Raw genomic sequence first — 12,389 nt, 5'->3', positions numbered from 1 at the left:
AGAGATGGGGCGCGTTTTGCCTCGTGAATTCGCTCGGTGCGTGTGGGTCAGCCCACAGTAAACTGGCCCATCATCCCGCAGTCTTCGTGCTCTAGAATGTGGCAGTGATACATGTATGGTGCGTCGTCCGTGGCCGGGTACGCGAACCGCACCAGAACTTCGGACCAGCCGTTTTCGACATGGACCATGTCTTTCCAACCTTGTGCATAGGCAGGCGGATCGGACCCGTTTTGCGTCAGAATGCGAAAGGAACAACCGTGGACGTGAAACGGATGCAGCTGATCATCCGAAGCGATGCGCCAGATCTCGGTGTCGCCTTTTTGCACGCGCTCATCGATGCGCTGCATGTTCATGGGCTGGCCATTGATGCCCATGCCGCCACCGCCACAGACATTGCCCCACAGCGCCGCGAGGGTGGCGAGTTCTTCGCTGCCGCCCATGTTCAGCTGAAAAGACCGCGTAACGGTTGCTTCGGACCGGTCCGCCGCGGGCAGATTGGCCAGCCGATCGGGCAGCGATCCCGTGAACCCTGTGTCCGACCGCCGGTTCAAGACCAGGGCGGGCATTGCGGTTTCGCCACCAAAGACACTGCCCAACAGCCCGAGCAGACCTTCGGGTTCACCAAAGCTCACCATCAATGTGTTGGTCTGCAGGTCTTTTAAGTCGATCAGAACTTCGTATCGTTCACCCGGCGACATCGTAATTCTGTCGGTCTGGACCGCCGAGGCCAGAAATCCACCGTCAGAGGCGATCACGGTCAGCGGCCCTGATTGCAGTGACAAGGTCAGGAACCTTGCATTGCAGGCGTTCAGAATGCGCAATCGAACCAGGCCTTGGGGGACCGTCTGCGTCACTGGCGAGATTGCGCCGTTTACAACAAGCGTATCCCCGGCGAAGCCTTCTTCGAAGACGTCCCCCGTCAGCACGTAGTCCATTTGCCCCAAGGCGTTGAACATCTTGTCCTGCAGGACCAAAATAAAGTCATCCACGCCATAGGTGGCGGGCAGATCGGCGGACAGGCTGGCGTCATCTTCGATCAGAAGAACACCCGCCAGACCTTTGTAAGTCTGCTGCGCCGTACTGCCATGCGTATGCGAATGAAACCAGTTCATCGAAGCGTGCTGTTGGATCGGCACGTCCGGTGACCAGCGCTGTTCCGGTTCGATTTCCTGATGCGGGCCACCATCCACATCACCGGGGATATGCAGCCCGTGCCAGTGCAGGGTCGTGACAACTCCGATCCCGTTTGTGACATCGAAGGGCAGTGTTTGCCCCTGTTTGGCCCGCAATACGGGGCCAAGATAGGATTGATTGATCCCGAATGTGGAACTGGGCGTGCCGGTTCCAAAGTCATGCGAGGCGGTTTGCAGGTTCAGCGAAATACGGCTGTCTATGCCGCCTGTCAGGTCCGTGATCGGTATGATCGGCAAAGGGCGCACCGCTGACTGCGCCAGTGCCACTCCTGAACAGGGCAAGAGAGCAGTTGATCCCGCTGCCGCCAAAAAGTCGCGCCTGTTCACCTAACGTCTCCGTCTTTTGCAAAATGCTGCCGGTCTTTTGGCAAGGGTCTGGCACCAGCGTTCGGAAAAAGAAGTACACCTCGCTGATGTCGGTGAAATGACACAAACAGGATTTCGGCTTCCGCCAAGATGTCCGAAAGATTACAGATCGGTAATGTTGGCGCGGGTTTGCTGCCCGGACGGACGTGTTAGCTTATCGTCAGCCTGCGAAAAGTGACGCTTACCAACAGGCCCGGCCTATTGTCGCCAAGCGAAACCTCGGCCCCGTGCAGAGTTGCAATGGCTTCCACTGTGGCCAGCCCCAATCCGTGGCCCGGGCTGCTTCGGCTTTTATCGCCCCTGAAAAAACGCCTGAAAACCCGTGCGTGATCTTCTGCGGGTATGCCTGGGCCGTTGTCCGAAACGGTCAGGTTGGCCCGATCGTCTTTAGTACCCACAAGGACATGGATATTTGTACCCGCCGGGCAGTGGCGCAGGGCGTTTTCAATCAGGTTCGATGCCAACTGCAGCAACAGCGCCCGATCACCAAACACAAAAGCACCCGCAGGCGGGGATGTCAGCCGAAGGGTCTGGTTCTGATTTTCCGCCGTGGGTTCGAACACTTCGAACACCGTCTCAGCGACAGCGCCCAGATCGACCTTTTCAAACCTTGCGCGCTGATCGCCGGCTTCGACCTGGGCAATCCGCAGCAACGCGTTGAAGGTCGCGATGATATCCTCGACCTCGGTCAAAGCGGCACCTGCCTCTTGCGATGTGCTTTGCAACCGTTCCAATCGTTGGCGCAGCCGCTGCAAAGGCGTACGCAAATCATGCGCAATATCGTTTGAAATCTGCTGTTGGGTTTCCAGCAACGTCTCTAACCGTCCAAGCGTCGCATTTATGCGCTCAGAGACACGGCTCAGATCATCGCGGGCATCGCTAGCGATCGGGATACGGGCCTTCAGGTTGCCGTTTGACACCGCATCGAGTGTACTTGAGATGCCGACAATCCGTTTTTCGGTGATCTTCCCCACCCGGACGCCCGCCAACAAACCGGCACTGATTGTCAAAACAGACCCAATCAAAAGCGCGAGACCCAACGCCTCGATAACCTCGCTGCCAACGTGGTCACCGGTGCCCTGAATGAACTCAAACGGACCTATCCGGGTCTGCGTGACCCAATAGCCGTTGGCCTCTTCTTCATGCTCTCCGTCGATGTCGACCTGATCTACCGAAACAAACTGCGCGCCACCGTTTGCCGATGCAACGGCTGACATGTCCAAGTCCAGAATGTTGCCGGACACAGGCTGGCCGCCATCACCCAGCAGCAGAAAGATCCGCGCATTCTCGAAATTCACCGTTTGCAGGGCTTCGACATGCTCGATCAGCCTGTTGCTTCCGTGATCGGCATAAACTCTGGCCAATGTGGCCGCATCCGCGCGCATCTGATCAACGGTGCGATCCCGGATTTCGTAGATCGAGAGGCGATAGGCCCCAAAGAACATCAAGACCACCAGAACCGAATACAGCAGCGCAAACTGCAAGGACAATTTTGTCGAAGTGCTGCGAAGACCGGACCAGGGAAATTTCATGTCAGGCGTGAAGGCTGTAGCCAAAACCCCGGACCGTATGGATCAGGTCTTTGACAAAGGGTTTGTCGATCTTCTGCCGCAACCGGCTGATATGCGTCTCAACCACATTGGTTTTTGGATCAAAGTGAAAATCCCACACCGCCTCCAACAGCATCGTGCGGGTCACGACCCGGCCTTCGTTGCGCATCAGATGGACCAGCAGGCGGTATTCCCTGGGCTGAATGGCAATGTCTTGCCCGGCCCGCGAAACTGTATGAGCGATGAGGTTCACCTCAAGATCGGCAACCCGCAGCGTCGTTGGCTCTGCCTGCATCGGCGGGCGCCGCGTCAGCGCCATCAGCCGGGCCGAGAGTTCCGAGAATGCAAAGGGCTTCACCAGATAATCATCGGCGCCCGCCTCAAGACCATCGATGCGGTCATGCAACCCGTTCATGGCGCTCAGGAAGATGATGGGGGTTTTCACATCAGCACCGCGAATGGATTTGACCAGTGTCAAACCATCCAGCTTTGGCAGCATCCGGTCGATGATCATAACGTCAAAATCACTGTCCAGCGCCTGCAGGAACGCCTGCTTGCCATCCGATGCCACCTCATACACATGCCCCAATGCACTGAGGCTGGAGCTTATGTATTCCGCCGTTTCGGCGTCGTCTTCCACAATAAGTACACGCATCGTTCGGGCCCGCAGAATGGTTTTCACCACCCTATTGGATTCCGAACCCCACCCGCCAGCACATTACCAAATTGTATAGTTTCGATCAGGGCCTGAAAATATCGGCGCTTCTTACCCATCGACCCGGTTGGGTTTGTGGTTACAAGCTCAGCAGGCACTCAATCTCTGCGTGCAGGGTTTCACCGGCAAAGCGTTTCTCACCAGCGATAAAGAACTCATTTGCGACCTGCAATTTAGCTAAGAGATTATTCTCTGAACCTTCGCCATCGCGTTTGCGGCGTCATATCAGTGCAGGGGCAACCAATTGCCGCTGTTCCCAATTCGCGCACTCACCTTGGTCAGTGGATTGAGCAAGGCCAATCCCGATCAGAGTACTAATTTCCGGTTGTTCGATGTTGCTCAGACGTATGTCAGCCCCGACGACCTGGACCAGAATACCGGTTCCGTTATGGCCTTTGAGATGGCCTTTTACACGGAATAGCGCCTTCGGGCGTGATGACAGTGCGCGGGCCAGTTGTTCAGCGTCGAAGCTCAGATCGCTTTGGTGGGACCATTTGGTATAGGTCGTGTGCGGCAGGCTTTTGACGTCCTCCAAAACCGCATCCGGCAGCAAGATGGAAGAGAAATCCAGCGCATCGGCGGTCGTCACTTGCGCGTTTGGATTCAGGTCAAACAAGGTCTGACGCAAGGCAGGGGTCAAGGCTGATTTACTGACGGCCAGTAAGTCGGCGCAGGAAATCTGACCTTCGATCTGCGGCGCGATCCTGTCGTCCCCAAGCAAACCGGAAATCTGTTTGCCATCCACAATGGTGACGATACCCGCATAGATCAGATCAGGCTCCGCCCGGGCCACCTGCGCAATCCGGGCCGGGTCGGCGATTCCGCTGGCTTCGATAAGCAGATGATCAGGTCTGGGATTGCGGTTCAGGACATCACCCACGGCCATGAAAAGATCTGCCCCCATGGTGCAGCAGACACATCCGTTGGCCAGTTCAATTGTGTCTTCATCGGCAGAAATCAGCAGGGAAGCGTCAATGTTGATCGCACCGAAATCATTCACAAGAACAAGTATGCGCAATCCGTGATCTTCCGACAAAAGGCGGTTGATCAACGTGGTTTTGCCAGCGCCAAGATAGCCTCCGACAACGGAAAGGGGCAACGGGTTCATGTTCTGTGCACCTCTCCTCCCAGGACGGTGCCCAACACCTTGATGTCTTTTAGCGTCATGGGATCGACTTGAGAGGGGTCGTCTTCCAACCAGACAAAATCCGCCCGTTTGCCAACTTGAATCGAACCGATTTCATCATCCATCTTGAGGGTTTGCGCGGCACCCAAGGTGATTGCATAGAGCGCCTCGTCAACCGAAACCTTCTGCGCCGCGCCGAGCGTCTGGCCGCTCATCGTCTGACGGTTGACCGCACACCAGGCGGTGAACAATGGCGCCATTGGGGTAACCGGTGCGTCAGAATGGATGGCCGTTATCACACCGGCATCCAGGCAGTCTCGTACCGCATCCATGGCATGCGCCCGATCTGGACCGATCGTAAGGGCCGCGTGCTGATCGCCAAAATACCACAAGTGATTGGCAAAGATATTGCACGCCACACCCAATTCGGCAGCGCGTCGGAAAAGCGCGGCGTCCATCATCTGGCAATGCTGTAAAACATGGCGTGCGCCCGGCCATGGGTGCTTTCGCGCCGCTGCTTCTAGCGCATCCAGCGAAACTTCGGCAGCCTCGTCGCCATTGACATGAATGTGCATTTGCACGCCGTTTTTCTGCATTTCTGCGCAGAGTTGGAAAATCTGCTCCGGTGCGGTGTTCCAAATCCCGTTCGGTTGGCCGCCGACATAGCCCGGCGCGCGCACGCGGGCGGTCCAGCCCTGGATCGAGCCATCCGTCATCAGTTTCACCGCCCCCAAACGCAACTTGTCGGTTGAGGCCTTGCGCAATGCCAGAGCGTTGGCAGCGACATCCGCGGGGGTTGCCCCCATGGCACCAACCGCCGGGACAAGCCGAATGGGAAAAGCGGTACCGCCGGTGACGCTGGTCAGACGTTGCACATCTTCTTCATCCAAGGTTGCAAAAAGGTCCGTTGCGGTCGTAACCCCGGCGCGAATGCAAACCTGCCCGTAGGTGTTCAGCGCCTCTTCTGTCTGCGTCAGAGCACGAAAATCGATCTTCATGCGCCGCATCACCGGAAACATCGCAGCCATTTCCTGCAGTTCGCCGGTTGGCTCCCCAGCCCCGTCCCTGACGACGCCTTCAAGGTTCGTCGTTGCATCGTATCCGGCCAGGGCAAGCGCGGGGGTGTTTGCGCAAAGCAGATGAAAGTTCGAAAAGATTATCGCAATCGGACGGTCACGGCTGACCTGATCCAGATGTTTGCGTCCCAGTCTTTCACTGGTCAGAAAAATAGGATCGAAACCCCACCCAACAAGCGGTTCACCCGGCGCCAGCGTCGCTTCGAATTCCCTAAGGCGTGCGATGACCTGATCAATGTCGGTCATCCCCTTATGCAATTGGCCCGCCGGGTCGATCCGGTCGTGAAATCCACAATAGGCATAGGACCACATCGCGCCTGCCATCAGATGCGCGTGGCCTTCGACGAAACCGGGCATCAACACACCATCCGTCAGATCCATGACCTTTTCGGCCCCACCCCAGATATCGGCGCAATCCGGGCCGCCAACCGCCAAAATCCGACCCTCGCGCACGGCGACATGCGTGGCGCGGGGCTGGGTTCTGTCCATGGTCAGGATCGATTTTGCCGCAAATAAGGTTGTTCTTGCCATTCGGAACCTGTCGCTTTTCTTCACATCTAACCAAGCTTGGAAGCTGGGAAAAATAGAATTAGTGTTGGACTATCAGGCAAAAAATGGTGGTTTGGCCATGCGTTTCTCAATCAAACAGCTGACCTATTTCGACGCGGCGCTTCGAACCGGCTCAATTGCAAGGGCGTCGGCAGAGATGAACATCTCTCAGTCTTCGATCACCGCCGCCATCGACATTATCGAGGAAACGACCGGTGCCGAGTTGCTACGACGGATGCCGGCAAAAGGGATCGTGCCAACTGACAAAGGCCTCGAAGTCGGAGCCCGCGTTCGCGATTTTCTGGAACAGGCCCGCATATTCGAAGCGGATTTGCTGACGTTGACGGGTGATCCCGCCGGAACCTTACGGCTTGGATGTTATGCGCCCACAGCCCCATACGTGCTGCCCCCAATCCTCAAACGGATTTCGCAGGACTACCCGCAGATCCGCGTCGAGATCAAAGAAGGGGATATGGTCTCGATCGTGGAATTTCTGAACACCGGGGTTGTTGATCTTGCGCTGACCTATCGGCGCGCCGCCCCAAAAGCACAACCCTTCCTTCCCCTGTTCGAAGCAAAGCCAATAGCGATGATACCAGACGTCTCGCCTTTGGTGCGACAGAAAGAGATCGCTCTATCCGACCTGGCCGACTTGCCCATGATCCTGCTCGACCTGCCGGGCGCGCCGAACTATTTTGAAAGTCTATTCGCAGCGGAAGGTCTGTCCATCAACGTGGCGCACACAACCAAAAGCTCGTCCGTTCTGCGCGGATTGGTTGGAGCGAACCTTGGGTATACCCTGCTGAACATCTGCGGTCCCTTGGATCGGACAGGGCAGAATGGATATGTGGCCAAGCCCATCAAAGGAGAACACGATTCTCCGCATTACGGAGTTGCCTATACAAGCGCGGGCAAACGCTCGTCCCTTGTCCAAAGCGTATTGAACACCTGCCGCGAGATTGCCGAGCAGGATGGGTTTGAACATCTTTTGACACCGGGCGCGGTGGATTGACCTCTATCCACTAAAAAATGGAACAATAGTCCAGCAAAAGACTGTTTTGTGGGGAATAGGCGAGGGGCTAATCTTCCTAAGTACAATCGCCGCGGTCTGACACCAGCCCGCGAGACGACAAAAAAATACCGCACGGAGGATTATATGTTATTCAAAAACTTGCAGAAAATGTCGATTTCCGCAGTGGTGGTCACGCTGACTGCGGCGTCCGGCTGGGCGGCAGACATCACAATGAATGTCGGATTCGGCGCGCCCGAAGAATCTCTCTACGGCCGCTTTGGCGCGATATTCCAAGAGAAAGTCGCTGAACACACCAACGGCGACATCGAAGTCAAGCTGCGGTGCTGTAACCAGATTTCCAGCGAAGACGAAGCGTTCAAGGCCATGCAACTGGGCACCGTTGACGGGTTTTTCATTACTGCCAACAATGTCTCGCCGCATTGGCCAATGATGGATGTGACGGTTCTGCCTTATATCTTCCAGAACAAGGAACATCTTGATCGTGTGCTGAACGGTGACGTCGGTCAGATGATGAAGGATCAGCTGCAGGCCGATACCAGCGTGCACCTGCTTGCCTTTGGCCCGGCCCTGTATCGCGATTTCTACAACTCGGTTCGGCCTGTGAACACAATGGCCGACATGAAAGGGCTGAAGGTCCGGGTTCCCAAGAACGAGGTGATGATCGCCACGTTTGAAGCCTTTGGCGCAAACCCCGTGCCATTGGCGTGGTCAGAAACCCCGACGGCGCTGCAAACAGGCACAGTTGACGGAGGCGATAACGGAACATCTTTCATCCGCGACATGAAGTTCTTCGAGTTTGAGCCGCATCTGGTCATTCTGGAACATTTCGTGGCCTTCGCACCGCTCTTTGCCTCTGACACGTTCATGAACAAGCTGAACGACGAGCAGCGCGCGCAGATACTGGCAGCAGCCGAAGATGCGGGCGCAACCTTTGCCGCCGAAGTGGCAAGCGAGACAGAAGAAATTCGCAATTGGTTGGCAACCGAAGGCGGCATGGCGCGGACCGATCCCGATCGGGCGGATTTCATCACCGCAGCACAAGGCGTTCAGCAGGAGTTTGCGGAAAAGCGTGGGCCAGAGTTTGTCGCTTTGGTCGAGGCCATCCAGGCTGCGGCCCAATAAGCCGCAAGACAAACGAAAAGGGCGCCGCGAAGGGCGCCCTTTTTGACAAGAAGACCGGAGGGGAACATGTCGGGCATCAGATGGCTTGAGCGGCATTTCGAAGAACTGATCTGCTGCACCTGCCTGGCGATCATAGCGATCGCTGTCTTTGCGCAGGTCGTCGCCCGATATGTGTTTGAAGTAGCCCTACACTGGACCGAGGAAACAGCAGCAATTTGCATGGTCTGGGCCGTTTACATGGGCGCATCGCTTTGTGTTCGTGAACGTTTCCACATCCGCATCATGGTTGCCGTACAAGCACTGCCAGAACGCGTAGGAAAATACGTCATCTTCCTTGCGGATATTCTCTGGGCTTTCTTCTGCATCTTCATGATACGGATCAGCTGGGACTACCTCTATGTTTTCTGGCGCTTCCCGGAAACCAGCCCCAGCCTGGGCATCAACCAGTTTTATCCGCAAACCATCCTTGTGATCGGCTATGGCCTGATGCTGCTGCGGCTGTTTCAGACATATCTGCTTTGGTGGCAGGAAGGCAGGAACGGATTGCCCGGGATGCTTGAAGAAGAGTGGGAAAGCACCACGCAGGATCAGGAGCGCCCACTATGAGCCCATTGATGATCCTTGCGATTGCCTTTGTCGTCCTGACGATCATGGGCGTTCCGCTGTTCGTGTCGGTTGGACTGACAACCGCGCTGGCGCTTTTCCTGATCGACATACCGTACACATTGATCGCGCAAACGGGTTACGGCAGCCTGACGCCATTTCCATTGCTGACCATCCCCCTTTTTGTCTTGGCCGGCCGACTGATGGAGGTCGGCGGAATGGCAACCCGGATGATCGCTATCGCGACCAACCTTGTCGGGGCGTATCGCGGCTCGATGGGGCTGGTCACCGTTTTCGCCTGCATGCTGTTTGCGGCGCTTTCTGGGTCTGGGCCAGCGACGACAGCCGCCATTGGCTCGGTGACCGTGCCCGCGATGAAGCGCGAGGGGTATGACGTGCCTTTCGCAGCCTCAATCACAGCAAGCGCGGGCGCTTTGGGCAGTCTTATTCCGCCGTCCAACCTGTTGATTATCTATGGCCTAGTGTCCGAGACCTCGATCCCGCGCCTGTTTCTGGCCGGGCTGATCCCGGGCGTGATGGTCACGTTTCTGCTGATGGTAACCACCTACATTATCGCCCGCAAACGCGGCTATGGCGGCGACGGAGATCCCTTCTCGTGGCAACCTTTCCTGAAGGCTGCATGGGATGGCAAATGGTCCATCGGTGCCCCCGTTCTGATCCTTGGCGGGATCTATGGCGGCGCCTTTACACCGACCGAAGCGGCGGGCGTTGCGGTGTTTTACGCGTTGTTTGTCGGGCTGTTCGTCTATCGTGAACTGACCGTCAAAAAAGTCATCGACGCCCTGCGGTTCACCGCGCTTTTGACAGGCATTCTGATCCTGCTGACCCCCACCTTGGCCTTTGGCCAGCTCACCGCATTCTATGATGTGCCCACGGCAGTGCAGGAGGGGATAACCTCGCTGACAACCAATGTCGTTCTGGTGCTGTTGCTGATCGGGATTTTTTACATCTTTATCGGCACATTCATGGAAAGCCTGGCTCAGATCGTTCTGTTCACCGCCGTCTTCCTGCCGTTGGTCTCCTCCTTGGGCGTTGATCCGGTGATGTTCGGTATCTTCACTGTCATCACCTGTGAAATCGGATTTCTGACACCACCACTGGGGGCGAACCTGACGGTTGCAGCCCGTATCTCAGGCATATCTATCGAGCGGATCTCGGTCGCTGTGCTGCCGTTCATTCTGGCCTATGTGATTGGCATGGTGATCCTGATATTCTTCCCGGACCTGACAACCTTCTTGCCAAACTGGTTGTACGGGGAGGCAAAATGACCGGCCATGACCTTATCCTGAAAGGCGGCACGATCCTCGACGGTTCCGGGGATGACGGGTTTGTGGGTGATCTGGCGATCAAAGGTGAAACCATCAGTGCGATTGAGGACACTGGCACGCTAAGTCTGTCAGACGCCGCCCAGGTGATCGACGTCTCGGGGCTTGTAGTCGCCCCGGGGTTTATCGACATGCATACGCATTCCGACTTTACCCTCATCGCTGATGGACGCGCCGAAAGCCAGGTTCATCAGGGCGTGACGACCGAAGTGATCGGCCAATGCGGCATCAGCTGCGCGCCGGTCAATTCGCCCGATGACATTCGGCGTGTGGCCCCCTGGTACACAGCACAAGCCAAACACGATCAATGGCTCGGGTTCGGCGATTATCTTGACGTACTGGACAAGACCGAGCTGGGCGTGAACGTAATGGCCTTTGTTGGCCACGGTACCGTACATCGCGCCGTGCTGGGCGATGAGCTTCATCCAGGCGAAGCCGCAGACATCGCGAAAATGGCGCGGCTTGTTGACAAATGCATGGATGAAGGCGCGGGCGGCTTTTCGTCTGGTCTTGAGTATTTTCCCGGCTCGCTTGCGTCATCTGAACATTTGGTACCCCTGTGCGAAGTCGCGGCCAAATACAAACGTCTGTATGCAACCCATGTGCGCAATCGTGACACCCAATATGATCAGGGCTTTGCCGAAGCCATCACGACCGCACAAAAATCCGGCAGCAAGCTGCAGATCAGCCATATCCAGCCAAAGTTCGGCGCGCCGGATCACGCCATGAACCATACGCTTGAGATTATCGAATTGGCCCGGCAGCATGACGTGGATATTGCCTTCGACGTCATCCCCCACGACTGGAACCATACGCTAATGGTTGCGATCCTGCCCAAATGGGCACAGGCGGGTACTTTAGATGACGTTCTGGCGCGTCTTGCCGACCCCGAATGCCGCGAAAAGATCAAAACCAACCCGCAGCCGATGTGGCTGATCGTCAAAGCCCGGAAATGGTCTGACATCGTGTTGCTGAATGCGACCTTCAACAAGGACATCGTTGGTGCCGATTTTGCCGAGATTGGTCGAATGCGCGGCTGCGATCCCTATGATGCGGTTCTGGATATTCTGCTGGAAGAGGGCGAGAACCTCATGGCCTGCATGTGGTCCTCGAAATCCTTCCGCGATTCAGACGTGGAACTGTGTCTGGAACAACCTGAATGCGCCGTGATCTCGGACACCGTGGCAATCGCCAACGAGGGTATTTTGAAAGACCACGTCGGCTCGCTGTCGGGATACGGATGGGCGGCACGTTTCCTGCAATACTACGTCCGCGACCGCAAGGTTCTTACCTTGGCAGAAGGTATCGCCAAACTGACATCGATCCCGGCCAAACGCCTGGGCCTCAAGAACCGCGGCCACCTGAAACCGGGTCACAGGGCGGATATCTGCGTCTTCGACAAGGTCAATATCGCCAGCAACGCCACAGCCAAAAACCCGCGCCGATATGCATCCGGTATCGCCCATGTGCTGGTCAACGGGCAACTGTCCATGCGCGAAGGCAAACGAACCCCGGTAAACGCCGGTCAGGTGATCCGAGAGTTTGCCGAGGCGGGCTGATTGACATGATTGAATCCAGTACCTACCGGGTGTTTAACCATTGAAGCATCCTGGCATCGTTCATTTGACATCAGAAAACTGAGCCCACTCAGAGACGCAGCGCGGTTGGGTACCACAACCATGTATGACAACACCTCTCAGGTTCGACCCG

Annotated in this window: 10 protein-coding genes; 5 read left to right on the top strand and 5 right to left on the bottom strand. The window is 56.5% G+C overall.

Annotated features, from left to right (window positions below):
- Positions 1-47 precede the first annotated feature (47 nt).
- The 5 genes from ACR0AG_RS02550 to ACR0AG_RS02530 all read right to left on the bottom strand — a co-directional run bounded on the left by ACR0AG_RS02550 (position 48) and on the right by ACR0AG_RS02530 (position 6,515).
- Positions 48-1,520, bottom strand: a complete 1,473-nt coding sequence (locus tag ACR0AG_RS02550; RefSeq protein WP_480836123.1) for a multicopper oxidase domain-containing protein — start codon at positions 1,518-1,520, stop codon at positions 48-50.
- A 188-nt stretch (positions 1,521-1,708) separates the two neighbouring features.
- Complete coding sequence (locus tag ACR0AG_RS02545; protein WP_480836121.1) at positions 1,709-3,091, bottom strand: sensor histidine kinase; 1,383 nt, start codon at positions 3,089-3,091, stop codon at positions 1,709-1,711.
- A gap of 1 nt (position 3,092) precedes the next feature.
- The gene (locus ACR0AG_RS02540; RefSeq protein ID WP_480836119.1) at positions 3,093-3,764 is read right to left on the bottom strand and encodes a response regulator transcription factor; all 672 of its coding nucleotides are present in this window, start codon (positions 3,762-3,764) and stop codon (positions 3,093-3,095) included.
- Between the two features lie 280 nt (positions 3,765-4,044).
- Entirely contained in the window at positions 4,045-4,932 is an 888-nt protein-coding gene (locus ACR0AG_RS02535) for a CobW family GTP-binding protein (RefSeq protein WP_480836117.1), read from the bottom strand.
- On the bottom strand, positions 4,929-6,515 hold the full coding sequence (locus ACR0AG_RS02530; protein WP_480836115.1) for an amidohydrolase: 1,587 nt from the start codon (positions 6,513-6,515) through the stop codon (positions 4,929-4,931). Before ACR0AG_RS02530 ends, ACR0AG_RS02535 begins: the two co-directional genes overlap by 4 nt.
- 139 nt (positions 6,516-6,654) lie before the next feature.
- On the opposite strand from ACR0AG_RS02530, the gene ACR0AG_RS02525 reads away from it, so the two are divergent.
- The 5 genes from ACR0AG_RS02525 to ACR0AG_RS02505 all read left to right on the top strand — a co-directional run bounded on the left by ACR0AG_RS02525 (position 6,655) and on the right by ACR0AG_RS02505 (position 12,238).
- Positions 6,655-7,587, top strand: a complete 933-nt coding sequence (locus ACR0AG_RS02525; RefSeq protein WP_480836112.1) for a LysR substrate-binding domain-containing protein — start codon at positions 6,655-6,657, stop codon at positions 7,585-7,587.
- Between the two features lie 168 nt (positions 7,588-7,755).
- Complete coding sequence (locus tag ACR0AG_RS02520) at positions 7,756-8,730, top strand: TRAP transporter substrate-binding protein (RefSeq protein ID WP_480836111.1); 975 nt, start codon at positions 7,756-7,758, stop codon at positions 8,728-8,730.
- A gap of 66 nt (positions 8,731-8,796) precedes the next feature.
- A complete protein-coding gene (locus tag ACR0AG_RS02515; RefSeq protein WP_480836110.1) occupies positions 8,797-9,336 on the top strand; it encodes a TRAP transporter small permease in 540 nt (179 codons plus the stop codon).
- On the top strand, positions 9,333-10,622 hold the full coding sequence (locus ACR0AG_RS02510; protein ID WP_480836108.1) for a TRAP transporter large permease: 1,290 nt from the start codon (positions 9,333-9,335) through the stop codon (positions 10,620-10,622). The genes ACR0AG_RS02515 and ACR0AG_RS02510 overlap by 4 nt, the downstream gene beginning before the upstream one ends.
- Positions 10,619-12,238, top strand: coding sequence for an N-acyl-D-amino-acid deacylase family protein (locus tag ACR0AG_RS02505; protein ID WP_480836106.1), 1,620 nt, complete (start codon positions 10,619-10,621; stop codon positions 12,236-12,238). Before ACR0AG_RS02510 ends, ACR0AG_RS02505 begins: the two co-directional genes overlap by 4 nt.
- Positions 12,239-12,389 lie beyond the last annotated feature (151 nt).

The organism is Ruegeria sp. H6, from assembly GCF_056532975.1.
Note: the sequence above shows the minus strand (reverse complement) of the source record. Positions and strands in the feature narration are given on the sequence as shown.

Coding starts and splice junctions, on each gene's coding strand:
- ACR0AG_RS02525 (WP_480836112.1), top strand. CDS start 6,655: ATGCGTTTCTCAATCAAACAGCTGACCTATTTCGACGCGGCGCTTCGA.
- ACR0AG_RS02540 (WP_480836119.1), bottom strand. CDS start 3,764: ATGCGTGTACTTATTGTGGAAGACGACGCCGAAACGGCGGAATACATA.
- ACR0AG_RS02530 (WP_480836115.1), bottom strand. CDS start 6,515: ATGGACAGAACCCAGCCCCGCGCCACGCATGTCGCCGTGCGCGAGGGT.
- ACR0AG_RS02545 (WP_480836121.1), bottom strand. CDS start 3,091: ATGAAATTTCCCTGGTCCGGTCTTCGCAGCACTTCGACAAAATTGTCC.
- ACR0AG_RS02515 (WP_480836110.1), top strand. CDS start 8,797: ATGTCGGGCATCAGATGGCTTGAGCGGCATTTCGAAGAACTGATCTGC.
- ACR0AG_RS02535 (WP_480836117.1), bottom strand. CDS start 4,932: ATGAACCCGTTGCCCCTTTCCGTTGTCGGAGGCTATCTTGGCGCTGGC.
- ACR0AG_RS02505 (WP_480836106.1), top strand. CDS start 10,619: ATGACCGGCCATGACCTTATCCTGAAAGGCGGCACGATCCTCGACGGT.
- ACR0AG_RS02510 (WP_480836108.1), top strand. CDS start 9,333: ATGAGCCCATTGATGATCCTTGCGATTGCCTTTGTCGTCCTGACGATC.
- ACR0AG_RS02520 (WP_480836111.1), top strand. CDS start 7,756: ATGTCGATTTCCGCAGTGGTGGTCACGCTGACTGCGGCGTCCGGCTGG.